General features: G+C 57.0%; 25 protein-coding genes. 19 read left to right on the top strand and 6 right to left on the bottom strand.

Features of this window, described 5'->3' with window-relative positions; genetic code table 11:
* Window positions 1-5: 5 nt before the first annotated feature.
* The 3 genes from recF to dnaA are packed head-to-tail and all read right to left on the bottom strand — an operon-like array spanning window position 6 to window position 3,796.
* Window positions 6-1,109: a DNA replication/repair protein RecF gene (recF, locus tag AK821_RS11145; protein ID WP_038359568.1), complete on the bottom strand. Its 1,104-nt coding sequence runs from the start codon at window positions 1,107-1,109 to the stop codon at window positions 6-8.
* A 14-nt stretch (window positions 1,110-1,123) separates the two neighbouring features.
* Entirely contained in the window at window positions 1,124-2,227 is a 1,104-nt protein-coding gene (dnaN, locus tag AK821_RS11140) for a DNA polymerase III subunit beta (RefSeq protein WP_007911887.1), read from the bottom strand.
* 39 nt (window positions 2,228-2,266) lie between these two features.
* Window positions 2,267-3,796 carry a chromosomal replication initiator protein DnaA gene (gene dnaA, locus AK821_RS11135; protein ID WP_064389680.1) on the bottom strand — a complete coding sequence of 510 codons (1,530 nt, stop codon included), beginning with the start codon at window positions 3,794-3,796 and terminating at the stop codon, window positions 2,267-2,269.
* Window positions 3,797-4,363: 567 nt separating this feature from the next.
* On the opposite strand from dnaA, the gene rpmH reads away from it, so the two are divergent.
* From rpmH to mnmE, 5 genes are all read left to right on the top strand, one after another.
* Window positions 4,364-4,498, top strand: a complete 135-nt coding sequence (gene rpmH, locus AK821_RS29460) for a 50S ribosomal protein L34 (RefSeq protein WP_003213577.1) — start codon at window positions 4,364-4,366, stop codon at window positions 4,496-4,498.
* A gap of 16 nt (window positions 4,499-4,514) precedes the next feature.
* On the top strand, window positions 4,515-4,916 hold the full coding sequence (gene rnpA / locus AK821_RS11130) for a ribonuclease P protein component (protein WP_064389783.1): 402 nt from the start codon (window positions 4,515-4,517) through the stop codon (window positions 4,914-4,916).
* Window positions 4,909-5,154 (top strand): membrane protein insertion efficiency factor YidD, encoded by a 246-nt coding sequence (yidD, locus tag AK821_RS29455; protein ID WP_010465488.1) that lies wholly within the window; start codon window positions 4,909-4,911, stop codon window positions 5,152-5,154. Before rnpA ends, yidD begins: the two co-directional genes overlap by 8 nt.
* A gap of 2 nt (window positions 5,155-5,156) precedes the next feature.
* A complete protein-coding gene (gene yidC / locus AK821_RS11125) occupies window positions 5,157-6,836 on the top strand; it encodes a membrane protein insertase YidC (RefSeq protein ID WP_064389679.1) in 1,680 nt (559 codons plus the stop codon).
* A 79-nt stretch (window positions 6,837-6,915) separates the two neighbouring features.
* On the top strand, window positions 6,916-8,286 hold the full coding sequence (mnmE, locus tag AK821_RS11120; protein WP_064389678.1) for a tRNA uridine-5-carboxymethylaminomethyl(34) synthesis GTPase MnmE: 1,371 nt from the start codon (window positions 6,916-6,918) through the stop codon (window positions 8,284-8,286).
* Between the two features lie 43 nt (window positions 8,287-8,329).
* Here mnmE and AK821_RS11115 read toward each other — a convergent pair whose 3' ends face one another.
* The 3 genes from AK821_RS11115 to AK821_RS11105 all read right to left on the bottom strand — a co-directional run bounded on the left by AK821_RS11115 (window position 8,330) and on the right by AK821_RS11105 (window position 12,338).
* Window positions 8,330-10,765: a TonB-dependent siderophore receptor gene (locus AK821_RS11115; protein WP_064389677.1), complete on the bottom strand. Its 2,436-nt coding sequence runs from the start codon at window positions 10,763-10,765 to the stop codon at window positions 8,330-8,332.
* Window positions 10,766-10,884: 119 nt separating this feature from the next.
* On the bottom strand, window positions 10,885-11,832 hold the full coding sequence (locus AK821_RS11110) for a FecR domain-containing protein (RefSeq protein ID WP_064389676.1): 948 nt from the start codon (window positions 11,830-11,832) through the stop codon (window positions 10,885-10,887).
* Entirely contained in the window at window positions 11,832-12,338 is a 507-nt protein-coding gene (locus AK821_RS11105) for a sigma-70 family RNA polymerase sigma factor (protein ID WP_064389675.1), read from the bottom strand. The genes AK821_RS11110 and AK821_RS11105 overlap by 1 nt, the downstream gene beginning before the upstream one ends.
* A 570-nt stretch (window positions 12,339-12,908) precedes the next feature.
* Here AK821_RS11105 and mnmG point away from each other — a divergent pair.
* The 14 genes from mnmG (at window position 12,909) to glmU (ending at window position 25,898) form a co-directional block, all read left to right on the top strand.
* Window positions 12,909-14,807, top strand: coding sequence for a tRNA uridine-5-carboxymethylaminomethyl(34) synthesis enzyme MnmG (gene mnmG, locus AK821_RS11100; protein ID WP_053125290.1), 1,899 nt, complete (start codon window positions 12,909-12,911; stop codon window positions 14,805-14,807).
* Complete coding sequence (gene rsmG, locus AK821_RS11095; RefSeq protein ID WP_007911906.1) at window positions 14,804-15,448, top strand: 16S rRNA (guanine(527)-N(7))-methyltransferase RsmG; 645 nt, start codon at window positions 14,804-14,806, stop codon at window positions 15,446-15,448. The genes mnmG and rsmG overlap by 4 nt, the downstream gene beginning before the upstream one ends.
* Before the next feature lie 18 nt (window positions 15,449-15,466).
* Window positions 15,467-16,264 (top strand): ParA family protein, encoded by a 798-nt coding sequence (locus AK821_RS11090; RefSeq protein ID WP_064389674.1) that lies wholly within the window; start codon window positions 15,467-15,469, stop codon window positions 16,262-16,264.
* Window positions 16,265-16,273: 9 nt separating this feature from the next.
* A complete protein-coding gene (locus AK821_RS11085) occupies window positions 16,274-17,146 on the top strand; it encodes a ParB/RepB/Spo0J family partition protein (RefSeq protein ID WP_034152184.1) in 873 nt (290 codons plus the stop codon).
* A 148-nt stretch (window positions 17,147-17,294) separates the two neighbouring features.
* On the top strand, window positions 17,295-17,702 hold the full coding sequence (locus AK821_RS11080; protein ID WP_008084411.1) for a F0F1 ATP synthase subunit I: 408 nt from the start codon (window positions 17,295-17,297) through the stop codon (window positions 17,700-17,702).
* Window positions 17,703-17,718: 16 nt separating this feature from the next.
* Window positions 17,719-18,588: a F0F1 ATP synthase subunit A gene (gene atpB / locus AK821_RS11075; protein WP_008084413.1), complete on the top strand. Its 870-nt coding sequence runs from the start codon at window positions 17,719-17,721 to the stop codon at window positions 18,586-18,588.
* A 133-nt stretch (window positions 18,589-18,721) separates the two neighbouring features.
* The gene (gene atpE, locus AK821_RS11070) at window positions 18,722-18,979 is read left to right on the top strand and encodes a F0F1 ATP synthase subunit C (protein WP_003097235.1); all 258 of its coding nucleotides are present in this window, start codon (window positions 18,722-18,724) and stop codon (window positions 18,977-18,979) included.
* A 58-nt stretch (window positions 18,980-19,037) separates the two neighbouring features.
* A complete protein-coding gene (locus tag AK821_RS11065) occupies window positions 19,038-19,508 on the top strand; it encodes a F0F1 ATP synthase subunit B (RefSeq protein WP_003229781.1) in 471 nt (156 codons plus the stop codon).
* A 12-nt stretch (window positions 19,509-19,520) separates the two neighbouring features.
* On the top strand, window positions 19,521-20,057 hold the full coding sequence (locus tag AK821_RS11060; RefSeq protein ID WP_007911956.1) for a F0F1 ATP synthase subunit delta: 537 nt from the start codon (window positions 19,521-19,523) through the stop codon (window positions 20,055-20,057).
* A 21-nt stretch (window positions 20,058-20,078) separates the two neighbouring features.
* Window positions 20,079-21,623, top strand: coding sequence for a F0F1 ATP synthase subunit alpha (gene atpA / locus AK821_RS11055; protein WP_016984064.1), 1,545 nt, complete (start codon window positions 20,079-20,081; stop codon window positions 21,621-21,623).
* A gap of 50 nt (window positions 21,624-21,673) precedes the next feature.
* Window positions 21,674-22,534 carry a F0F1 ATP synthase subunit gamma gene (atpG, locus tag AK821_RS11050; protein WP_007911960.1) on the top strand — a complete coding sequence of 287 codons (861 nt, stop codon included), beginning with the start codon at window positions 21,674-21,676 and terminating at the stop codon, window positions 22,532-22,534.
* A 27-nt stretch (window positions 22,535-22,561) separates the two neighbouring features.
* Window positions 22,562-23,941 (top strand): F0F1 ATP synthase subunit beta, encoded by a 1,380-nt coding sequence (atpD, locus tag AK821_RS11045; RefSeq protein WP_016984062.1) that lies wholly within the window; start codon window positions 22,562-22,564, stop codon window positions 23,939-23,941.
* Window positions 23,942-23,986: 45 nt separating this feature from the next.
* Window positions 23,987-24,412, top strand: a complete 426-nt coding sequence (locus AK821_RS11040; protein WP_007954164.1) for a F0F1 ATP synthase subunit epsilon — start codon at window positions 23,987-23,989, stop codon at window positions 24,410-24,412.
* Between the two features lie 118 nt (window positions 24,413-24,530).
* Window positions 24,531-25,898: a bifunctional UDP-N-acetylglucosamine diphosphorylase/glucosamine-1-phosphate N-acetyltransferase GlmU gene (gene glmU, locus AK821_RS11035; RefSeq protein ID WP_064389673.1), complete on the top strand. Its 1,368-nt coding sequence runs from the start codon at window positions 24,531-24,533 to the stop codon at window positions 25,896-25,898.
* The last annotated feature ends 1 nt before the right edge of the window (window position 25,899 follow it).

The following is a 25,899-nucleotide window of genomic DNA, read 5'->3' as shown; positions in this document are numbered from 1 at the left end:
TGCCTTCACTCCCGATGGTCGTGGGTCTGGGTGATACGGCCCTGTTCCACGTGGAACAGAGCGACTGGCGTTTCCGTCTGCCAGCCTTCCCTCAATAATTCGTGATCTACACAGGTGATGAACACCTGGCAGCGTAAGTCTTCCAGCAAGCGGCACAGCGCGCGACGGTGGCCCTCGTCCAGCTCGGACGGCAGATCATCCACCAGATAAATACACTGACCGCGGCGGGCCTGGCTGACCAGATGCCCTTGGGCAATCCGCAGTGCACAGACCACCAACTTCTGCTGACCCCGGGACAAAATGTCCGCGGCGTTGTGTGCGCCCAATCTAAGACGCAAATCAGCCCGTTGCGGTCCGGCCTGGGTATGACCCATTTGCTGGTCCCGTTGCACGGAACCAGCCAATACGGCGCTCAATTCCCGGTCTTTGTCCCAGCCTCGGTAATAGCTGAGCGTCAAACCTTCGAGCTCAACCAGTTCGCTCAAGGTTTGTTCAAAGACTGGTTTCAAGGCTTTGATGTAAGCGCGGCGGTATTCATCGATTTCAGCGCTGGCCTGGCACAGTTCCCTGTCCCAAACCGCTTGCGAAACGGCGTCAAGTGTACCATGCCGCAGCCATGAGTTTCTCTGGCGCAAGGCCTTCTGCAAACGCTGCCAGGTGGCCATGAACCGTGGCTCGACGTGGAACACGCCCCAGTCGAGAAACTGCCGGCGAATCTTCGGCGCGCCTTCGAGCAGACGGAAGCTGTCGGGGTTGATCAACTGCAGCGGCAGGATCTCCGCCAGTTGCGCAGCGCTGCGGGCGTTCTGGCCGTCGATGCGGATCTGGAACTCGCCCTGGCGATCACGGGAAATGCCCAACGCGCTGTGCCCACCCTCGGCCAATTCGACCTGACCGAACACGGTACAAGCGAGCTGTTCGTACTGGATGACCGGCAAAAGCCGCGTGCTACGAAACGAACGGGCAAGCCCCAGCAGATGAATGGCTTCCAGAACACTGGTTTTGCCGCTGCCGTTGGCGCCGTAAAGAATGTTGATGCGGGGGGAGGGGGAGAAGGTCACCGGGTGCAGGTTGCGCACCGCGGTGACCGAAACACGACTTAAGGACATCCAGGGTCAGCTGATTACAGACGCATCGGCATGACAACGTAAGCCGAATCGTCGTTGTCGGACTCTTGCACCAGCGCACTGCTGTTGGAGTCGGACAGGATCAGGCGAACCTGCTCGGTGGTCATCACGCCCAGCACGTCGAGCAGGTAGCTCACGTTGAAGCCGATTTCCAGGGAGCCGCCGTTGTATTCAACGCCCACTTCTTCTTCCGCTTCTTCCTGCTCCGGGTTGTTGGCCTGGATCTTCAACTGACCGCTGGCCAGTTGCAGACGGATACCACGGTACTTCTCGTTGGACAGAATCGCGGTACGGCTGAACGCTTCGCGCAGCGCCTGGCGATCGCCGAGTACCAGTTTGTCGCCACCCTTAGGCAGCACGCGCTCGTAGTCCGGGAATTTGCCGTCGACCAGTTTCGAGGTGAAGGTGAATTCGCCGGTGGTCGCGCGGATGTGGTGCTGACCCAGCACGATGCTGACATTGCCGTCCGGCTCGGTGAGCAGACGCGCCAGTTCCAGAATACCTTTGCGCGGCACGATCACCTGGTGGCGATCCGGCTGGCCGATATCAGCTTTCATCGAGCACATGGCCAGACGGTGACCGTCGGTGGCCACGGCGCGAATGATGCCTTCGGACACTTCCAGCAGCATGCCGTTGAGGTAGTAGCGCACGTCCTGCTGAGCCATGGCGAAGCTGGTGCGTTCGATCAAACGACGCAGTTTGCTCTGCTCAAGGCTGCAGGTCAGCGAACCCGGGCCTTCTTCAACCGTCGGGAAATCGTTGGCCGGCAAGGTCGACAGGGTGAAACGGCTACGGCCGGCTTTTACCACCAGCTTCTGCTCGTCGACCTTGATGTCGATCAGCGCATCGTTGGGCAGGCTTTTGCAGATGTCCATCAGCTTGCGCGCAGGCACGGTGATGGAGCCTGTTTCAGCCGGCTCTTCAAGTTGCACACGACCGACCAGCTCGACCTCAAGGTCGGTACCGGTCAGCGACAGTTGCTGGCCTTCGACTACCAACAGCACGTTGGACAGTACCGGCAAGGTCTGTCGACGCTCGACGACGCCTGCGACCAGTTGCAGGGGTTTCAACAGGGCTTCGCGTTGAATGGTGAAATGCATGGTCTAGTCCCTTGCCTTAATAAGCTGCGCTGGTGTTCATCAAGTGGTCAGTGTACGCAGCAGGTTCTTGTAGTCCTCGCGGATGTCCGCGTCGGATTCCTTAAGTTCGTTGATCTTGCGGCAGGCGTGCAACACGGTGGTGTGATCGCGGCCGCCAAACACATCGCCGATTTCCGGCAGGCTGTGGTTGGTCAGTTCCTTGGACAACGCCATGGCTACCTGACGCGGACGAGCGACCGAGCGCGAACGGCGCTTGGACAACAAGTCGGAAATCTTGATCTTGTAGTACTCGGCGACAGTGCGCTGAATGTTATCCACAGAGACCAATTTATCCTGCAACGCCAACAGGTCTTTCAGGGATTCGCGGATCAACTCGATGGTGATGTCGCGGCCCATGAAGTGCGAGTGAGCGATCACACGCTTCAGTGCGCCTTCCAGCTCACGGACGTTGGAGCGAATACGCTGGGCAATGAAGAACGCGGCATCGTGCGGTAACTCGACTTTGGCCTGGTCGGCCTTCTTCATCAAGATCGCGACTCGGGTTTCCAGTTCCGGCGGCTCGACGGCTACCGTCAGGCCCCAGCCGAAGCGGGATTTGAGGCGCTCTTCAAGGCCTTCGATTTCTTTCGGATAGCGGTCACTGGTGAGAATGACCTGCTGGCCACCTTCAAGCAGGGCGTTGAAGGTGTGGAAAAACTCTTCCTGCGAACGCTCTTTACGGGCGAAGAACTGAATGTCGTCGATCAGCAAAGCATCCACCGAACGGTAGAAACGCTTGAACTCGTTGATCGCGTTCAGCTGCAGCGCCTTGACCATGTCGGCCACGAAACGCTCGGAATGCAGGTACACGACCTTGGCATTCGGGTTCTTCTTTAATAGATGGTTACCCACCGCGTGCATCAAGTGAGTTTTACCCAGGCCAACGCCACCATAAAGGAACAGTGGGTTGTAGCCGTGCTTCGGGTTATCCGCCACTTGCCAGGCCGCCGCTCGGGCGAGCTGGTTGGACTTACCTTCGACGAAGTTTTCGAAAGTGAAGGTGCGGTTCAGGTAACTGGTGTGCTTGAGCGCACCTTCGACCTGCACGGTGCGCTGTTCGGCGCGGACCGGGGCTTGCTGCGAAGCGGCACCGGACATCGGATCGAAACTGTCGCGAGACGGTTCATCGCTGACTTCAGGGCTTTTCTGCGTCGAACGCTTGGCTGCCGGCGCTGGCGTCTGCGTGGGTGCCGGCGTATTCACAGGCGTGGCATTTGCCTGGGCCTGCTGGGAAACCTGCGCGGCTGCAAGCGGCGCGTTCGGTGCGGCACGCGGAGCGGAACTGCGTTTGCTGCCTATTAACAAGGAAAGCGCAGGCGCCATGCCGTTGCCATGCTCATCCAGCAGTTCAAGGACGCGACCGAGGTACTTTTCGTTGACCCAGTCCAGCACAAAACGGTTCGGTGCGTAGACGCGCAACTCGTCGCCTTCGGCTTCGACCTGTAGTGGACGGATCCAGGTGTTGAATTGTTGGGCAGGCAGCTCCTCGCGCAAAAGCTCCACGCATTGCTGCCAAAGTTCCACTGACACGGATATCCCCTAAGTTGAAAGCCGGTGAGGCAAAAACAAGCGGCCATTGTAGCGGCGAGCCGTCCACTTATCCACATGCAGGTTGCCCGGTGACCATGATTTATCAATGCGTAAACCGTTAACAAAGCGACCAACGGTGTGTGAATAAGCTCTGTGGATAACCGCCTCTAAGGGCACTGGACAACTGGGGGTTGAACTCGGTGGATAACTCGCCTGTGGATAACAGCCCATTCCACGCACAGGTTATCCGATGGCGCAGCACAGGCTGAACACGGTTTTCCACTGTAGTTGTCATTCTCTGTACATCAGGTAAAACATGGCCTGGTGTCACTTATCCACAGAAGAAGGCGTGCCTAGCTTTTATAAGCTTTACAGAAAAGCTTTAAATAATTCCCTTCTTTATTTTTATGTATGGCGAGCTGGTGATCAGGCAAAGAACACCTCGAGATCTATTTATAAGGAAACGCTGGTTGGAAATTGACCTGAAGGCTTGCTTTCTCTAGAATCCCCGGTCTCTTAAAACGGGGGCCATTCCGGCCCGTTGTGGACGAACCAGGTAACACGACAATGAAACGTACTTTCCAACCAAGCACTATCAAACGCGCCCGTACTCACGGTTTCCGTGCTCGCATGGCTACCAAGAACGGCCGTGCAGTCCTGTCGCGTCGCCGCGCCAAAGGTCGTGCGCGTCTGGCAGTTTGATAATCCGGTACTGGAGGTGAGTCAGGACTTCAGTCGGGAAAAGCGTCTGCTTACCCCCCGGCATTTCAAGGCAGTCTTTGACTCCCCTACCGGCAAGGTTCCGGGGAAAAATCTCCTGCTCCTTGCACGCAACAACGATCTTGATCACCCCCGTCTCGGGCTGGTTATCGGGAAAAAGAGCGTAAAGCTCTCCGTTGAGCGCAATCGCCTCAAACGTTTGATGCGCGAATCGTTCCGTCTGCACCAGGAATCACTGGTCGGCTGGGATATCGTAATCGTCGCGCGCAAAGGTCTGGGCGATGTAGAAAACCCCGAATTGATTCAGCATTTCGGCAAGCTCTGGAAGCGTCTGGCACGCAGCAAGCCAGTTCCAGAAGTCAAAACCGAAACTGTAGGGGTAGACAGTACCGATGCGTAAACTGGCCCTCGTTCCGATCCAGTTTTATCGCTATGCCATTAGTCCTTTGATGGCCAGCCACTGTCGTTTCTACCCCAGTTGTTCCTGCTACGCGTATGAAGCCATCGAAAATCATGGCCTTCTGCGCGGTGGCTGGCTGACCTTTCGTCGTTTAGGTCGCTGTCATCCGTGGAATCCCGGTGGTTATGACCCGGTTCCACCTATCCCTACCTCCCGTTCTTCTTCGATGGCCGAGTAATCATGGATATCAAACGCACGATCCTGATCGTCGCCCTGGCAATCGTGGCCTACGTTATGGTCCTTAAATGGAACCAGGACTACGGTCAGGCTGCCTTGCCGACTCAGAATGTTGCTTCCAGTACGACTACATCCGGTTTGCCGGACACCGCCACTGGCAATAATGCTGCCGCCAGTGACGATATTCCGCGCGCCGCTAGCGATACCAGCGCACCAGCCGAAACGCCGGTAGCCGCCAGCAAGGATCTGATCCAGATCAAAACCGACGTGCTCGATCTCGCGATCGATCCACAAGGTGGCGATGTTGCTCAACTGACTTTGCCTTTGTATCCACGTCGTCAGGATCGTCCTGATGTTCCGTTCCAGCTGTTCGATAACGGCGGCGAACGTGTTTATCTGGCCCAAAGCGGTCTGATCGGCACCAATGGCCCGGACGCAAATCCGGCCGGTCGCCCGGTCTACTCCTCGGAGAAGAAGACTTATCAACTGGCTGACGGTCAGGACCAATTGGTCGTAGACCTGAAGTTCAGCAAGGACGGCGTCAATTACATCAAGCGTTTCACCCTGAAACGCGGCCTGTATGACGTAGCTGTTTCCTACATTGTGGATAACCAGAGCGCTCAGCCCTGGAACGGCGCAATGTTTGCTCAATTGAAGCGTGATAACAGCGCTGATCCTTCGTCCACTACTGCTACTGGCACCGCGACTTACCTGGGCGCCGCCCTGTGGACAAGTTCGGAGCCGTACAAGAAAGTGTCCATGAAGGACATGGACAAGGCACAACTGAAAGAAACCGTCACCGGTGGTTGGGTAGCCTGGCTGCAACACTACTTCGTGACCGCGTGGATTCCGGCCAAGGGCGAAAACAATATCGTCCAGACCCGTAAAGACAGCAAAGGCAACTACATCATCGGTTACACCGGTCCTACATTGACCGCTGCACCGGGTGCCAAAGTTGAAACCAGCGCTGTGCTGTACGCCGGTCCGAAAAGCCAGGCTGTGCTGAAAGAGTTGTCCCCAGGTCTGGAACTGACCGTCGACTACGGCATTCTGTGGTTCATTGCCCAGCCAATCTTCTGGCTGCTGCAACACATCCACGCCATTGTCGGTAACTGGGGCTGGTCGATCATCTTCCTGACCATGCTGATCAAGGGTCTTTTCTTCCCTCTGTCGGCCGCCAGCTACAAATCGATGGCGCGCATGCGTGCCGTTGCGCCGAAACTGGCTGCTCTGAAAGAGCAACATGGCGATGACCGGCAGAAAATGTCGCAAGCCATGATGGAGCTGTACAAGAAAGAGAAGATCAATCCGCTGGGTGGTTGCTTGCCAATCCTCGTGCAGATGCCGGTTTTCCTTTCGCTGTACTGGGTGCTGCTGGAAAGCGTGGAAATGCGCCAGGCGCCGTTCATGCTGTGGATCACGGACCTGTCGATCAAGGATCCGTTCTTCATTCTGCCGATCATCATGGGCGCAACCATGTTTATCCAGCAGCAGCTGAACCCGACTCCTCCGGATCCGATGCAGGCGAAGGTCATGAAAATGATGCCAATCATCTTCACCTTCTTCTTCCTGTGGTTCCCGGCTGGTCTGGTGCTGTACTGGGTTGTGAACAACTGCCTGTCCATCACCCAACAGTGGTACATCACGCGTAAGATCGAACGGGCTACCAAAGCAGCCGCTTGATTTACACTGTGGATAACCACTCAAAACGCCCCCTAGTGGGGCGTTTTGCTATCTGTCATTTTTGTCTGGATTCCGGTTAATGAGCGTACCTCGTGAAACCATCGCCGCTGTCGCCACCGCTCAAGGTCGCGGTGGTGTCGGCATCGTCCGTATTTCCGGGCCGCTGGCCAGCGTGGCGGCGAAAGCCATCAGCGGCCGCGAATTGAAACCGCGTTACGCCCATTACGGTCCGTTTTTCAGTGACGACCAGCAAGTGCTGGACGAAGGCCTGGCACTGTATTTCCCGGGGCCAAACTCGTTCACCGGCGAAGATGTGCTGGAGCTACAGGGCCACGGCGGCCCGATCGTTCTGGATATGTTGCTCAAGCGCTGCCTGGAGTTGGGTTGCCGTTTGGCCCGTCCGGGTGAATTCAGTGAGCGTGCCTTCCTTAACGACAAACTCGACTTGGCCCAGGCTGAGGCAATTGCCGATTTGATCGAGGCCAGTTCTGCACAGGCGGCGCGCAATGCCCTGCGCTCCTTGCAGGGCGCATTTTCCCAGCGTGTGCATAACTTGACCGAACAACTGATCGGCCTGCGCATCTACGTCGAAGCCGCTATCGACTTCCCGGAAGAAGAAATCGACTTCCTCGCCGATGGCCATGTGCTGAACATGCTCGACAAAGTCCGCGATGAATTATCCACAGTACTGCGCGAAGCCGGGCAGGGCGCGTTGTTGCGCGATGGCATGACCGTGGTGATTGCCGGTAGGCCGAATGCTGGCAAGTCGAGCTTGTTGAATGCGTTGGCTGGACGTGAAGCGGCCATCGTGACCGAGATTGCCGGCACCACGCGGGATATCCTGCGCGAACATATCCACATCGACGGCATGCCGCTGCACGTTGTCGATACGGCGGGGCTGCGGGATACCGATGATCATGTGGAAAAGATCGGTGTCGAGCGCGCTTTGAAAGCCATTGGCGAAGCTGATCGGGTGTTGCTGGTGGTCGACGCCACTGCGCCGGAAGCGCTGGATCCGTTTGCCCTGTGGCCGGAATTCCTCGAAACCCGACCGGACCCTGCGAAAGTCACTCTGATCCGCAACAAAGCCGATCTGACCGGGGAAAAGATCACCTTGGAAACCAGCGAAGACGGCCACGTGACGATCAGTTTGAGCGCAAAATCGGCCGGTGAAGGACTGGACTTGCTGCGCGACCATCTCAAGGCTTGCATGGGTTATGAGCAAACCTCGGAAAGCAGCTTCAGTGCACGCCGGCGCCATCTGGAGGCTCTACGTCACGCCAGCGCCGCGCTGGAACACGGTCGCGCCCAACTGACATTGGCGGGTGCCGGTGAATTGCTTGCCGAAGATTTGCGTCAGGCCCAGCATTCTCTAGGGGAAATCACCGGAGCCTTCAGCTCTGATGATCTGCTGGGAAGGATCTTTTCCAGTTTCTGTATCGGCAAATGAAAAAAGGGGGCTGTGGACAATTTATCCACAGCCCCTATTTCGTTTACCAGTTGTACGAGACCGTACCGAGCAGGGTGCGGTCTTCACCCCAATAGCAACGGCCAGCATCGTTGCATCCCGACACATATTCCTTATCGAACAGGTTCTTCGCGTTCAAGTCGACGCTCCAGTGCGTGTCGATCTGATAACCAATCGCCGCATCCACCAACGTGACATCGCCGGCATCGAGCTTGCCGTAGAGAGACGGCGAGGTGTAAGCGAACGCACTGTCGAAGTAACGCACACCGCCACCCACGTACAGGCCTTTCAAGTCGCCATCGTGAAAGCGGTATTTCGCCCAGACCGAGGCCTGATTGCGCGGCACGCCGGTCATTTGATGGCCTTTGACCAACGAGGTGGCGGCATCCTTGGTGATACGCGCGTCGGTGTAGGTGTAGGCCGCAGTGACATTGAGGTTTTGGGTCAGATTGCTGTTGAGCTCAAGTTCCACGCCTTTGGAACGGCTTTCGCCCACTTGGCGGTAGCTCGACGTGGTGGCGTCAAAGTAGGTGTCGTCTTTTTTACGCAGGTCATACACCGATGCAGTGAATGCGCTGTCCCAGCCGATCGGTTCGTACTTCAGGCCGACTTCGTATTGGCTGCTGGTGATCGGGTCGAGCGGCGCGCCGGCATTGGAAATCTGCTGCACCGGGACGAACGAAGTGGAATAGCTGACATACGGCGTCATGCCATTGTCGAACTGATACATCACCCCACCCTGATAGGTGAACTTCTTGTCCTCGGAACTGATATTGCTCGACTGGGCGACCTTGTCGCGGAAATCGCTGTCGACCCAGTCCTGACGGCCACCCAGCAGGAACAGCCAGTGGTCATACTTGCTCTGGATCTGTGCATAAACGCCTTTCATCTGTTGCTCGAGCAAGGTGTTTTGCACCGCAATCGGCGTGGTCGGATCACGCAGGTAAACCGGGTTATACACATCGATCGGCCCGACGATGCCGGCATTCCAGTCCTGGTTGAACGACGTGCGGTCGTAGCTGGCGCCGAACAACACGGTGTTTTCCAGACCACCGACCTGGAATTTGCCTTCCAGTTGGTTATCCAGCGAATACACCATCGATTTGTTGAAGCGATCGTACGCGGTCATGTTCAGGCGCGTGCCGAACCCGCCGTTATTGAGGTTACCCGGCCAGGTTTCGTGACGGGTGATGCGCGACTGCATGTAGCGCGAGTTCTGCCGGAACTGCCAGTCGTCGTTGAACGAGTGACTGAATTCGTAACCGGTGCTCCAGGTTTCCCGTTCGAAAGTGTTCCAGTCCGGATCGCCGAGCAGGGTGCCTTTGGATAATTTGCCGTTGGGGTTTGTCAGCAACGTCCCGGCGGCGGGTAGGCCAAGTTCCATGTTGGTGTGATCCTTCTGGTAGTTGGCCAGCAGAGTCAGCGTGTTGAAATCATCGAAATTCAGGGTCAGGGATGGCGCGATGTAGATCCGGTCGTCCGGGACATGATCGGTCTGGGTGTCCGACTTGCGCCCTAGCATCACCACGCGCCCGAGAACATCGCCGCTGTCATTGAGTGGTCCGGAGACATCGACGCCGATCTGCCGGCGGTTGTTCGAGCCATAACCCAATTGCACTTCGCCATGGGGGGCGGCAGTCGGACGTTTGCTCACCAGATTGACCAGACCGCCCGGAGCGTTTTCCCCATACAGCAGAGAAGACGGGCCACGGAAGATCTCGACGCGCTCCAGTCCGTAAGGCTCGGTGCTGGTGTCATAACGATTGCCCTGAACGCGTAGTCCATCGCGCAATAGACCGTAGCCGTAATCGGTGGCGTTGAAACCGCGAATGTAGAACAGATCCCCGGCCAGGCTGTCGCCGGCGGCAAAGGGTGGCGCGAAGATTCCCGGCACGTAGCCGAGCACTTCGGTGAGCGTCTGAGATTTCTGATCCTTCATGCGTTGGGCGGTGACGACTGACACTGAGCGCGGCGTTTCCGACAACGGCGTACTGGTTTTCGTACCGATCCGACTGTTCTGCGCCTTGTAGCCGATATCGGCGGCGTAATCGAGGTTCATCGGGTTGGCCAACTGCCCGTTGATGTTGGTCGGGGCCAGTTCCAGTGAGTCGCCATTCGGTAGCGCCTGCAGAATATAACTGCCCGGTGCCTGCGGTACGGCTTGCAAACCCGAGCCCTGCAGCAGTTGAGCGAATCCCTGATCGACAGTGAAATTGCCGTTGAGCCCGGCGCTGCGCAAGCGGCTGGTCTGTTGCGGCGAGAACGACAGAATCACGTTGGCGGCGGAGGCGAACTGGCTCAGCGCATTGTCCAGCGGACCGGCAGCAATGGCGTAACGCTGGGCTGTTGTCGCAGCGAAGGCGCTTTGGCTCAGTACCAGGCAGGAAGCAGCACTGGTCATCAGTAAGCTATAGGCAATGCAGTGGTAGGCAAAACGCTGACGAAACGTGGGAAGACGCATGTGTGGATAAGCCCTGAAGGTGGCAAAGAGCCGCGTTTATCGCGATTACCTGTAAGGCCGGGTCAGGGCAAAAAAAGATAACCCTGTTGTCGATTTATTTTCCCCAGGTGAAATTCCGTTCAAACGTTGTGGCTGATCGAGACCCAGTAACGAGTGAAATAGCGCACGTTGATCGGTAGTGACGCCTGAAGATTCGCCAGGACTGCGTCGGTTGAATTGAGGCGGAATGTCCCGGATACCCGCAACTCCCGGGCACGCGCGTCGCAATGCAAAACGCCGCTGCGATAACGGCCCAATTCTTCGATAACATCGCCCAAGCGTGCATCGAGAACGATCAGTTGGCCGTTGATCCACGCCACTTCGGAGGATTTGAAGGGGTGAATGAGCCCTATGTGCTGACGATCAAAATCCGCGCCTTCGCCTGCCTGCAGGATTTTTGCGGTCGTTGAAGTATCACCGGGCTGAACACTGACCCGATCTCCCAGCACTCCAACACGAGTTGAGCCAGATAACAGGTGAACGGAGAAACGCGTGCCCAGCGCTTGAATCCGGCCATCCCGGGTTTCGACGAAAAAGGGCCGTTGATCGCCAAGCTTGCCGGTTTGAATGAGGATCTCGCCGGAGCGCAGGCGAATCAGCCGCTGCGCCGGGTCGAAAGACACATCAATGGCAGTGTCGGTGTTGAGTTGAATCTGGCTGCCATCCGCCAATGTGATATTACGACGCTGGCCAACGCCGGTTTTATAGTCCGCCCAGACATTCCCCAAGGAAGTGTGTTGCTGAACATTCCAGCCCACGAACCCCGTGCCCGCCGCAAGCAGCAATAACTTCAGCACCTGGCGGCGTTGCTGGCCGTTATTCAGCGCGCGACGTTTCAGATCCTGTGGCAGCGTGCCGAGGTGGCGCTGCAATTGTTCCATCTGGTTCCACGCCGCCAGATGCGCCGGGTCGCTATCTATCCACAGCTGCCAGGCCTTCTGTTCGGCGAGCGTCGGCGGATCTGCCTGAAACTGCACGTACCAACTGGCGGCTGCTTCGAATATCTGGCGATTGGGGGCGATGGCCATCAACGTTGCGCCATGATCAGGGCACATTCCGTCAGGGCGCGGATCATGTGCTTCTTCACTGTCGTCAGCGAAACCTTTAACTGCAGGGCAATCTGTTGATAAGTCAGGCCATCTATCTGCGACAGCATGAAGATGTGTTGGGTCCTGGCACCGAGCCCGGCCAAGGCTTTATCCACAGCAACCAGGGTTTCGATGATCAGCGCCTTGTCTTCCTCGCTGATGGCGGTGGCTTCCGGTCGAGCCGCCAGAGTCTGCAAATAGGCGACTTCGATGGCGTGTCTTCTATAACGATCAATGACCATACCGCGTGCAATGGTCGCTAGATAATCCCGTGGCTCGCGTATTTGTGCAGCATTGCGCGCCGCCAGAATCCGCACAAACGTGTCATGCGCGACGTCGGCGGCATCGCAGGCGTCATGCAGTTTTCCCTTGAGCCAACCGTATAGCCACGAATGGTGTTGCTCGTAGATTTGCTCGATCGCAGCAGTGTGGGCGGTTAGGGACATGGGAAAATAGGCGAGTTAATGATAATGCCTATTATTAGCCTCTGTTACGTTCTCTCACAATAGCCCTCGCACTTCCCTCCATCGGCTTCTTTGTCGTCAGCGAACCCTCGTTGGCGATTTTTTTTGCGTCTGGAAAACGCCGTTTTATCGATTTTCTGGGGATTAAGCCCTGTGAATAACTGCCACTAAGGGCAGTTGATAACAGGGCCTGAAAACTGGATATAAACCCCTCTGTGGATAACCACCCCTTTCATCCACAGGCTTAAACCGGTTATCCAAGGACCTCATTGGCACATGAACACAGGGTTTTGAATCTCTGTACATATTGAATATAAAGGGCTGTAGGGATCTATCCACAGAAAGGTGGTTCAGTAGAAATAAACATAAAAACAAAGGTTTTATAAATTTCTCTCTTTTTTATTCTTTTAACCTCGAGTTCTCCACAGCTGGTTAAATTTTGTGCAAAGGGTTCTTTAGGAAGGGCGAAGTCCCTATACTTGTCGACCAGGTCCGAAAACCTGATCTCAAACTATTCCTGAATTACCTACTTAAGCAGGCACGAGGTGCGTGGTGGATTTCCCTTCCCGTTTTGAAGTGATCGTCATCGGCGGCGGTCATGCCGGTACCGAGGCAGCACTGGCCTCAGCACGTATGGGGGCAAAAACCCTGTTGCTGACGCATAACGTGGAAACCCTCGGTGCCATGAGTTGCAACCCGGCCATCGGTGGCATTGGCAAAAGCCATCTGGTCAAGGAAATCGACGCCCTCGGCGGCGCGATGGCCATGGCTACCGATAAGGGCGGCATCCAGTTTCGCGTGTTGAATAGCCGCAAAGGCCCAGCGGTACGGGCGACCCGTGCGCAAGCTGACCGGATTCTGTACAAAGCTGCTGTCCGCGAAATTCTGGAAAACCAGCCGAACCTGTGGATATTTCAACAGGCTGCTGACGACCTGATCGTCGAGCAGGAACAAGTCCGTGGTGTTGTCACGCAAATGGGTCTGCGGTTCTTCGCCGATTCCGTGGTGTTGACCACCGGTACGTTCCTCGGTGGACTTATCCACATCGGTTTGCAGAATTTTTCCGGCGGCCGTGCCGGTGATCCGCCGTCAATCGCCCTGGCTCACCGTCTGCGTGAAATGCCACTGCGTGTCGGTCGCCTGAAAACCGGTACACCACCACGTATCGACGGCAAGTCTGTGGATTTCTCGGTGATGACCGAGCAACCAGGCGATACGCCGATCCCGGTGATGTCGTTCATGGGCAACAAAGAACAGCATCCACGCCAGGTCAGTTGCTGGATTACTCACACGAACGCCCGCACCCACGAAATCATCGCGGCGAACCTAGACCGTTCGCCGATGTATTCCGCTGCCGGTGAAATCGAAGGCATCGGCCCGCGCTATTGCCCATCGATCGAAGACAAGATCCACCGCTTTGCCGACAAAGAAAGCCATCAGGTGTTTATCGAACCGGAAGGTTTGACCACCCATGAGCTATACCCGAACGGGATATCCACAAGCTTGCCGTTCGACGTGCAATTGCAGATCGTGCAATCGATCCGTGGCATGGAAAACGCGCACATCGTGCGTCCGGGTTATGCGATCGAGTACGACTACTTCGATCCGCGCGACCTGAAGTACAGCCTCGAGACCAAAGTCATCGGCGGTCTGTTCTTTGCCGGACAAATCAACGGCACCACCGGTTACGAAGAAGCCGGGGCCCAAGGTTTGCTCGCTGGTGCGAACGCGGCACTGCGTGCCAAGGGCAAAGAAGCCTGGTGCCCGCGTCGCGATGAAGCGTACATCGGTGTATTGGTCGACGACCTGATCACCCTCGGTACCCAAGAGCCGTACCGCATGTTCACGTCCCGTGCCGAATACCGCCTGATCCTGCGCGAGGACAACGCCGACCTGCGTTTGACCGAAAAAGGTCGCGAGCTCGGTCTGGTCGATGACGCGCGCTGGGCAGCCTTCTGCAAGAAACGCGAAAGCATCGAACTCGAAGAGCAGCGCCTGAAAAGCACTTGGGTTCGCCCGAACACGCAGCAGGGCGATGCGATTGCCGAGAAATTCGGCACACCGCTGACCCACGAATACAACTTGCTCAACCTCTTGAGCCGTCCGGAAATCGACTACGCTGGTCTGGTCGAGGTGACCGGCAATGGCGCCGAAGACCCACAGGTCGCCGAGCAGGTTGAAATCAAGACCAAATACGCCGGTTACATCGACCGTCAACAGGACGAAATCGCCCGTCTGCGCGCCAGTGAAGACACGAAATTGCCTGTGGATATCGATTACACCAACATTTCCGGTCTCTCCAAGGAGATCCAGAGCAAGCTCGGCGCGACTCGACCAGAGACGCTAGGCCAGGCTTCGCGGATCCCGGGTGTGACCCCGGCAGCGATTTCGCTGTTGATGATTCATTTGAAAAAACGCGGCGCGGGCCGTCAGTTGGAGCAAAGCGCTTGAGTTCTAAGGTCACTTCGCAACACGCCGAAGAGTTATCCACAGGAGCCCGCGAGCTCGGTGTCAATCTCACTGAAACCCAGCACGAGTTGCTGCTGGGTTATCTGGCCCTGTTGATCAAATGGAACCAGGCCTACAACCTGACAGCCGTGCGCGATCCGGACGAAATGGTGTCGCGGCACTTGCTCGATAGTCTCAGCGTGATGTCGTTCATCGAAAACGGTCGCTGGCTCGACGTCGGCAGCGGCGGCGGCATGCCCGGGATCCCGTTGGCGATCCTGTATCCGGATTCGCAAGTGACCTGTCTGGACAGCAACGGCAAGAAAACCCGCTTCCTCACCCAGGTCAAACTCGAACTGAAACTGGATAACCTGCAAGTTATCCACAGTCGTGTCGAAGCCTTCCAGCCTGCGCAGCCGTTCAACGGGATCATTTCCCGGGCGTTCAGCAGCATGGAAAACTTCACCAACTGGACTCGCCACTTGGGCGACGCCGATACACGCTGGCTGGCAATGAAGGGCGTTCATCCGGCCGATGAGCTGGTAGCATTGCCGGCAGACTTCAAACTCGATAGCGAACACGCCCTGGCCGTACCCGGTTGCCAAGGCCAACGCCATCTGCTGATACTGCGCCGCACGGCATGATTGGGAACACAAGCAAGAATGGCTAAGGTATTCGCGATAGCGAACCAAAAGGGTGGTGTGGGCAAGACCACCACCTGCATCAACCTCGCAGCATCCCTGGTCGCGACCAAGCGCCGGGTGCTGTTGATCGATCTCGATCCACAGGGCAACGCCACCATGGGTAGCGGTGTGGATAAACACGGCCTGGAAAACTCGGTCTACGACCTGCTGATCGGCGAATGCGATCTGGCCCAGGCCATGCACTATTCCGAGCACGGCGGTTACCAACTGCTGCCGGCCAACCGCGACCTGACGGCTGCGGAAGTAGTGCTGCTGGAAATGCAGATGAAGGAAAGCCGTCTGCGCAGCGCGCTGGCGCCGATCCGTGAAAATTACGATTACATTCTGATCGACTGCCCGCCGTCGCTGTCGATGCTCACGCTGAACGCACTGGTCGCCGCTGACGGGGTAATCATCCCCATGCAGTGCGAGTACTTTGCGCTCGAAGGCTTGAGTGACCTTGTGGATAACATCAAGCGCATCGCTGAACTGCTGAACCCTAACCTGAAAGTCGAAGGTCTGTTGCGGACGATGTACGACCCGCGTCTGAGCCTGATGAACGACGTTTCGGCGCAGCTCAAGGAACACTTTGGCGAGCAGCTCTACGACACGGTGATCCCGCGCAACATCCGTCTGGCTGAAGCGCCGAGCTATGGCATGCCGGCGCTGGCCTACGACAAGCAATCGCGTGGCGCCCTGGCTTATCTGGCCCTGGCCGGCGAGATGGTTCGTCGTCAGCGCAAAAACTCACGCATCGCCGCCGCTCAGGCAAATTAAGGAATCCCCATGGCCGTCAAGAAACGAGGTCTCGGACGTGGACTGGATGCACTGCTGAGTGGTCCGACCGTCAGCGCGCTGGAAGAACAAGCGGCGCAAGCTGACACCCGTGAATTGCAGCACTTGCCACTGGACCTGCTGCAGCGTGGCAAATATCAACCGCGCCGGGACATGGATCCGCAGGCGCTGGAAGAACTGGCAGCGTCGATCAAGGCTCAAGGCGTAATGCAGCCGATCGTGGTACGCCCGATTGGCGGTGGTCGCTTTGAAATCATCGCCGGTGAACGCCGCTGGCGCGCGAGTCAGCAAGCCGGGCAGGAAACCATCCCTGCCATGGTTCGTGATGTCCCGGATGAAACCGCAATCGCCATCGCGCTGATCGAGAACATCCAGCGCGAAGACCTCAACCCGATCGAAGAAGCTGTGGCCCTGCAGCGTTTGCAGCAGGAATTCCAGCTCACTCAGCAACAGGTTGCCGAGGCTGTGGGTAAGTCCCGAGTTACTGTGGCTAACCTGTTGCGTCTGATTGCACTGCCTGAAGTCATCAAAACCATGCTCTCCCACGGCGACCTGGAAATGGGCCATGCCCGTGCTTTGCTCGGTCTGCCGGACAATCAACAGGTGGAAGGGGCGCGACATGTTGTCGCACGCGGCCTTACCGTGCGCCAAACTGAGGCACTGGTTCGTCAATGGTTGAGTGGCAAACCGGAGCCTGTGGAAGCGACCAAACCCGACCCGGATATCGCCCGTCTCGAACAGCGTCTGGCCGAGCGCCTAGGCTCTGCGGTGCAGATTCGCCACGGCAAGAAGGGAAAGGGTCAGTTGGTGATCGGTTACAACTCCCTCGATGAGCTTCAAGGTGTGCTCGCACACATCCGCTGAAACATTTCCTCATGTAGCGCGCAGTCGGAAATCACTACCTGACAGTTGAATAGGGGCAGAACCGCCCCTATACTCTGCGCGCATTTTGTCGGCACAAATTATGCCAAGTTATTGAATTCTGGCAGCCGACCATTGGAGAGCAATAGTGATGGAAACCCGCAAGCCAAACCGCCTGCCGTTCCATCGCCTGGCGGTTTTTCCGGTGTTAATGGCTCAATTTGTCATTTTGCTGATTGCCGCTTTGGCGCTCTGGCAATGGCACGGAGTCGTTGCCGGATACTCGGGACTTTGCGGAGGCCTGATAGCCTTGCTGCCCAATGTTTATTTCGCTCACAAGGCATTTCGGTTTTCCGGCGCCCGAGCAGCCCAGTCCATCGTCCGGTCATTTTATGCCGGCGAGGCAGGCAAACTGATTTTGACGGCAGTGCTCTTTGCACTGGTGTTTGCAGGTGTGAAGCCACTGGCGCCGATAGCTGTATTCGGCGTGTTCGTGCTGACTCAGTCGGTCAGCTGGTTCGCTCCCCTGCTGATGAGAACAAGACTTTCGAGACCTTAGGGCGTTTGAGGCAACCATGGCAGAAACAACCGCTTCGGGCTATATCCAGCACCACTTGCAGAACCTGACCTTCGGTCAGCTACCTAACGGCGGCTGGGGCTTTGCCCACACCGCAGCAGAAGCCAAGGAAATGGGCTTCTGGGCTTTCCACGTCGATACTCTCGGCTGGTCGGTCGCGTTGGGTCTGATCTTCGTTTTTCTTTTCCGCATGGCGGCAAAGAAAGCGACTTCGGGTCAGCCGGGTGCTTTGCAGAACTTCGTTGAAGTATTGGTCGAATTCGTCGATGGCAGCGTGAAAGACAGCTTCCATGGCCGTAGCCCGGTGATTGCACCGCTGGCACTGACCATCTTCGTCTGGGTGTTCCTGATGAACGCCGTCGACCTGATCCCGGTCGACTGGATTCCTCAGCTGGCCATCCTGATCACCGGTGATCACCACATCCCGTTCCGCGCCGTGTCGACCACCGACCCGAACGCGACCCTGGGCATGGCGTTGTCGGTTTTCGCACTGATCATTTTCTACAGCATCAAGGTCAAGGGCATCGGCGGCTTCATCGGCGAACTGACCCTGCACCCGTTCGGCAGCAAGAACATCTTCGTTCAAGCCCTGCTGATCCCGGTGAACTTCCTGCTGGAATTCGTGACCCTGATCGCCAAGCCGATCTCTCTGGCTCTGCGTCTGTTCGGCAACATGTATGCCGGTGAGCTGGTGTTCATTCTGATCGCTGTGATGTTCGGCAGCGGTCTGCTCTGGCTGAGCGGCCTGGGCGTTGTTCTGCAGTGGGCGTGGGCTGTGTTCCACATCCTGATCATCACGCTGCAGGCGTTCATCTTCATGATGCTGACCATCGTCTACCTGTCGATGGCGCACGAAGAAAACCATTAAGGCCAGTCTCGACTAGTCTGATGTCCTTCCCGGTCAAACGGGAAGGGGCTCTTCACAGGGCACCTGAAACGATTTGTTTTACCGCTTTAATCTAAAAAACCTAAACCATACGACGTAAAAGTCGGGAGGAAAGATGGAAACTGTAGTTGGTCTAACCGCTATCGCTGTTGCACTGTTGATCGGCCTGGGCGCACTGGGTACCGCAATTGGTTTCGGCCTGCTGGGCGGCAAGTTCCTGGAAGGCGCAGCGCGTCAGCCAGAAATGGTTCCAATGCTGCAAGTTAAAATGTTCATCGTTGCCGGTCTGCTCGACGCCGTAACCATGATCGGTGTTGGTATCGCGCTGTTCTTCACCTTCGCGAACCCGTTCGTTGGTCAGATCGCTGGCTAATTACTCGGATATTCCGGGTAATTTGGTGTGATGGACAACGTAACTGCGAGGTGTTGGCGTGAACATTAATGCGACCCTGATTGGCCAGTCCGTTGCGTTCCTGATTTTTGTACTGTTCTGCATGAAGTATGTATGGCCTCCGGTCATCGCTGCTCTGCACGAACGTCAAAAGAAGATCGCTGATGGTCTGGACGCTGCCAGCCGTGCAGCTCGCGACCTGGAGTTGGCCCAAGAAAAAGCGGGTCAGCAACTGCGCGAAGCGAAAGCTCAGGCAGCTGAAATCATCGAGCAAGCCAAGAAACGCGGTAACCAGATTGTCGAAGAGGCCGTTGAAAAGGCCCGTGTCGACGCTGACCGTGTGAAGGTTCAGGCTCAAGCCGAGATCGAACAGGAACTGAACAGTGTCAAAGACAAGCTGCGTGCCCAAGTGGGCTTGCTGGCTGTCGGCGGCGCCGAGAAGATCCTGGGTGCCACAATCGATCAAAACGCGCACGCAGAGCTGGTTAACCAACTGGCTGCTGAAATCTAAGCGAGGGCGATCATGGCAGAACTGACCACGTTGGCCCGACCTTACGCTAAGGCGGCCTTCGAGCACGCTCAGGCCCACCAGCAACTGGCCAATTGGTCAGCCATGCTCGGCCTGGCTGCAGCGGTGTCACAAGATGACACCATGCAGCGCGTGCTCAAGGCCCCGCGACTGACGAGCGCAGAAAAGGCCGCCACGTTTATTGACGTGTGCGGCGACAAGTTTGATGCCAAGGCACAGAACTTCATCAATGTCGTTGCCGAAAACGACCGTCTCCCGCTTCTGCCGGAGATTGCCGCTCTTTTCGACCTGTACAAGGCCGAACAAGAGAAGTCGGTAGACGTTGAAGTGACCAGTGCTTTTGCATTGAACCAAGAACAGCAAGACAAACTCGCCAAGGTTCTCAGTGCACGACTCAACCGGGAAGTGCGCCTGCAAGTTGCGGAGGATGCTGCCCTTATAGGTGGTGTCGTCATCCGCGCCGGCGACCTGGTTATCGATGGCTCGATTCGCGGCAAAATCGCGAAACTTGCCGAAGCATTGAAATCTTGAGTTTGAAGGGGCAGCAGAGCAATGCAGCAACTCAATCCTTCCGAAATAAGTGAAATTATCAAGGGCCGCATCGACAAGCTCGATGTGACCTCCCAAGCCCGTAACGAAGGCACTGTCGTCAGCGTATCTGACGGCATCGTGCGGATTCACGGTCTGGCCGACGTAATGTACGGCGAGATGATCGAGTTTCCGGGCGGCGTCTACGGTATGGCCCTCAACCTGGAGCAAGACTCCGTAGGTGCCGTTGTACTGGGCGCTTACCAGTCTCTGGCTGAAGGCATGAGCGCCAAGTGCACCGGCCGCATCCTCGAAGTTCCGGTTGGTAAGGAACTGCTGGGTCGCGTAGTCGACGCACTGGGTAACCCTGTTGACGGCAAAGGTCCACTGGGCAACACCGAGACCGACGCGGTCGAGAAAGTTGCTCCGGGCGTGATCTGGCGTAAGTCGGTAGACCAGCCTGTACAGACTGGCTACAAGGCTGTCGATGCCATGATCCCTGTCGGCCGTGGCCAGCGTGAGCTGATCATCGGTGACCGTCAGATCGGTAAAACCGCTCTGGCGATCGACGCGATCATCAACCAGAAAGACAGCGGCATTTTCTGCGTCTACGTAGCTATTGGTCAGAAACAATCGACCATCGCCAACGTGGTTCGCAAGCTGGAAGAAAACGGCGCCCTGGCCAACACGATCATCGTGGCTGCCAGTGCTTCGGAATCTCCTGCGCTGCAATTCCTGGCACCGTACTCCGGTTGCACCATGGGTGAATTCTTCCGCGACCGCGGTGAAGACGCGCTGATCGTTTATGACGATCTGTCCAAGCAAGCAGTGGCTTACCGCCAGATTTCCCTGCTGCTGCGCCGTCCACCAGGCCGTGAAGCTTACCCAGGCGACGTGTTCTATCTCCACTCCCGTCTGCTGGAGCGCGCATCCCGCGTTTCGGAAGAATACGTAGAGAAGTTCACCAACGGCGCAGTGACCGGCAAAACCGGTTCCCTGACCGCACTGCCGATCATCGAAACCCAGGCTGGCGACGTTTCCGCGTTCGTTCCGACCAACGTGATTTCGATCACCGACGGTCAGATCTTCCTGGAATCGGCCATGTTCAACTCGGGCATCCGCCCTGCAGTGAACGCCGGTGTTTCGGTATCCCGTGTGGGTGGTGCCGCTCAGACCAAGATCATCAAGAAGCTGTCCGGTGGTATCCGTACCGCTCTGGCTCAGTACCGTGAACTGGCGGCATTCGCCCAGTTCGCTTCTGACCTGGACGAAGCGACCCGTAAGCAACTTGAGCATGGTCAGCGCGTTACCGAGCTGATGAAGCAGAAGCAATACGCACCAATGTCGATCGCTGACATGGCGCTGTCGCTGTATGCCGCTGAGCGTGGGTTCCTGACTGACATTGAAATCGCCAAGATCGGCAGCTTCGAACAAGCGCTGATTGCTTTCTTCAACCGCGATCACGCCGATTTGATGGCCAAGATCAACGTTAAAGGTGACTTCAATGACGAAATCGACGCTGGCATGAAAGCCGGTATCGAGAAGTTCAAGGCCACCCAAACCTGGTAAGCCGCAGCGGGAGCCGCGAGGCTCCCGCTTGCTAACCTGATAGGTGTTACATGGCAGGCGCAAAAGAGATTCGCAGTAAGATTGCGAGCATCAAAAGCACGCAAAAGATTACCAGCGCCATGGAAAAAGTGGCGGTCAGCAAAATGCGCAAGGCACAAATGCGCATGGCTGCTAGCCGTCCTTATGCGGAGCGTATCCGCCAGGTTATTGGGCATCTGGCCAACGCCAACCCGGAATACCGCCACCCGTTCATGATCGATCGCGAAATCAAGCGCGTTGGTTATGTTGTGGTGAGCAGTGACCGTGGTCTGTGCGGCGGCTTGAATACCAACCTGTTCAAGGCCCTGGTCAAGGACATGGCGGTAAACCGCGAAAACGGCGTCGAGATTGATCTGTGTGTCGTGGGTAGCAAGGGTGCGGCCTTTTTCCGCAACTTCGGCGGTAACGTCGTTGCAGCTATCAGCCACCTGGGTGAAGAGCCGTCGATCAATGACTTGATCGGCAGCGTCAAGGTGATGCTGGATGCCTACCTGGACGGCCGTATTGACCGCCTGTCCGTGGTGTCCAACAAGTTCATCAACACCATGACGCAACAGCCTACCGTGGAGCAATTGATTCCACTGGTGGCCACCCCGGATCAGGATCTCAAGCACCACTGGGACTATCTCTACGAACCGGATGCCAAAGAGCTGCTTGACGGCTTGATGGTCCGCTACGTTGAGTCGCAGGTCTACCAGGCGGTGGTCGAGAACAACGCGGCTGAACAAGCTGCGCGGATGATCGCGATGAAGAACGCTACCGACAACGCCGGTGATTTGATCAGCGATTTGCAGCTGATCTACAACAAGGCGCGTCAGGCTGCGATCACCCAAGAGATCTCGGAAATCGTCGGCGGCGCTGCCGCGGTTTAACGGTTCAAATATTCAGAGGATCCAGCTATGAGTAGCGGACGTATCGTTCAAATCATCGGCGCCGTTATCGACGTGGAATTTCCACGCGACAGCGTACCGAGCATCTACAACGCTTTGAAAGTCAAAAGCGATGCCGGCACCACTCTGGAAGTTCAGCAGCAGCTGGGCGACGGCGTGGTTCGTACCATTGCGATGGGTTCCACCGAGGGCTTGAAGCGCGGTCTGGAAGTTACCGACTCTGGCGCAGCCATCTCCGTACCGGTCGGTAAAGCGACCCTGGGCCGGATCATGGACGTCCTCGGTAACCCGATCGACGAAGCTGGCCCGATCGACACCGAAGAGCGTTGGGGCATTCACCGTCCAGCGCCTTCGTTCGCTGAACAGGCAGGCGGCAACGACCTGCTGGAAACCGGCATCAAGGTTATCGACCTGGTTTGCCCGTTTGCCAAAGGCGGTAAAGTCGGTCTGTTCGGTGGTGCCGGTGTAGGCAAAACCGTAAACATGATGGAACTGATCCGTAACATCGCCATCGAGCACAGCGGTTATTCCGTGTTCGCCGGTGTGGGTGAGCGTACTCGTGAGGGTAACGACTTCTACCACGAGATGAAGGATTCCAACGTTCTGGACAAAGTGGCACTGGTTTACGGTCAGATGAACGAGCCGCCGGGTAACCGTCTGCGCGTAGCACTGACCGGCCTGACCATGGCCGAGAAGTTCCGTGACGAAGGTAACGACGTTCTGCTGTTCGTCGACAACATCTATCGTTACACCCTGGCCGGTACTGAAGTATCCGCACTGCTGGGCCGTATGCCTTCGGCAGTAGGTTACCAGCCGACCCTGGCTGAAGAGATGGGCGTTCTGCAAGAACGTATCACTTCGACCAAGGAAGGTTCGATCACTTCGATCCAAGCGGTATACGTACCTGCGGATGACTTGACCGACCCGTCGCCAGCGACCACCTTCGCCCACTTGGACGCCACCGTCGTTCTGTCCCGTGACATCGCTTCCCTGGGTATCTACCCAGCGGTAGATCCACTGGATTCGACTTCGCGCCAGCTGGACCCGAACGTAATCGGCCAGGACCACTACGACACCGCTCGCGGCGTTCAGTACGTTCTGCAACGTTACAAAGAGCTGAAGGACATCATCGCGATCCTGGGTATGGACGAGCTGTCGGAAGCCGACAAGCAGTTGGTAAACCGTGCTCGTAAGATCCAGCGCTTCTTGTCGCAGCCGTTCTTCGTGGCTGAAGTCTTCACCGGTGCTTCGGGTAAATACGTTTCCCTGAAAGACACCATTGCTGGCTTCAAAGGCATCCTCAACGGTGACTACGACCACCTGCCAGAACAAGCGTTCTACATGGTTGGCGGCATCGAAGAAGCGATCGAGAAAGCCAAGAAACTGTAATCCCGGCGCCCGGCAACGGGCGCTCATTTAGGTTGAGGCAATCAGATGGCTATGACAGTCCATTGCGATATCGTCAGCGCGGAAGGGGAAATCTTTTCCGGCCTGGTCGAGATGGTGATTGCGCACGGTGCACTGGGTGATCTTGGTATCGCTCTGGGTCACGCGCCGCTGATCACTAATCTGAAGCCAGGTCCGATCCGCCTGATCAAGCAAGGCGGGGAAGCCGAGGTGTTCTACATCTCCGGTGGTTTCCTCGAGGTTCAGCCGAACATGGTCAAGGTGCTTGCCGATACCGTGCAACGTGCCGCCGACCTGGATGAAGCTCAGGCTCAAGCAGCTCTCAAGGCTGCCGAGGCTGCTCTGCACGAGAAGAGCGCAGATTTCGACTACGGAGCTGCGTCCGCACGTCTGGCCGAGGCTGCAGCTCAGCTGCGCACCGTCCAGCAGATCCGCAAGAAGTTTGGCGGTTAATCCGTCAGCCGCTTGTTGTGCGATTGATAAAAAAGGGTAGCCTCGGCTACCCTTTTTTCTTTTCCGAATTCCCGAAACCCGGTCGCAGTTGCTGACCACCCAGGATTGGTAGCCAGTCATGTCTCTTGAAATCGTTATCCTCGCGGCCGGTCAAGGCACTCGTATGCGTTCGGCCCTGCCGAAGGTGCTGCACCCGATTGCCGGCGACTCCATGCTGGGTCATGTTATCCACAGCGCCCGCCAACTGGATCCGCAACGTATTCATGTCGTCATCGGCCATGGTGCCGATGTGGTGCGTGAGCGTCTGGCCGCTGATGACCTGAATTTCGTCCTGCAGGACAAGCAGCTCGGCACCGGTCACGCCACCGCTCAGGCTGTTCCGTTCATTACCGCCGACACGGTGTTGATCCTTTACGGTGACGTACCGCTGATCGAAGTCGAAACCCTGCAACGTCTGCTCAAACAAGTGGTGCCCGGGCAAATGGGCTTGCTCACCGTTGAGCTGGATGACCCGACCGGCTATGGCCGCATTGTTCGCGATGCCGATGGCAAGGTCACGGCCATCGTTGAGCATAAAGATGCCAGCGAAGCACAGCGCGCTATCACCGAAGGCAACACCGGCATTCTCGCCGTCCCGGCCAATCATCTGGCCGACTGGATGAGCCGCCTGTCGAACAATAACGCTCAGGGCGAGTACTACCTGACTGACGTGATTGAAATGGCAGTCAACGATGGTCTGGTCGTAGCTACCGAGCAACCGCACGATGCGATGGAAGTGCAGGGCGCCAACGATCGCAAGCAGCTATCCGAACTGGAGCGTCATTACCAGTTGCGCGCCGGCCGCCGTTTGATGGCACAAGGCGTAACCCTGCGTGATCCGGCGCGCTTCGATGTGCGTGGTGAAGTGACCGTCGGTCGCGACGTGCTGATCGACATCAACGTGATCCTCGAAGGCAAGGTGGTTATCGAAGACGATGTGGTGATCGGCCCGAACTGCGTGATCAAGGACAGTACCCTGCGCAAAGGCGTGGTGATCAAGGCCAACAGTCATATTGAAGGCGCTGTTCTGGGCGAGGGCAGCGATGCCGGTCCGTTCGCGCGTCTGCGTCCGGGCACCGTGCTCGAAGCGCGCGCGCATGTGGGTAACTTTGTCGAGTTGAAGAACGCGCACATGGGCGAGGGCGCCAAGGCCGGTCATTTGACCTATTTGGGCGACGCCGAAATCGGTGCACGCACCAACATCGGCGCCGGCACCATCACCTGTAACTACGATGGCGCCAACAAGTGGAAAACCGTGTTGGGTGCGGACGTGTTCATCGGCTCGAACAACTCGTTGGTCGCTCCTGTGGATATCTCCAACGGTGCAACCACGGCAGCGGGTTCAACCATTACGCAGAATGTGGATAACGCCCAACTCGCGGTTGGTCGCGCGCGGCAGAAGAATATCGATGGCTGGAAGCGGCCGGAGAAGATCAAGAAGAGCTGAG

Source organism: Pseudomonas sp. RIT-PI-r (assembly GCF_001297015.1).
GTDB lineage: Bacteria > Pseudomonadota > Gammaproteobacteria > Pseudomonadales > Pseudomonadaceae > Aquipseudomonas.
This window is presented reverse-complemented; position numbering and strand designations above follow the sequence as displayed.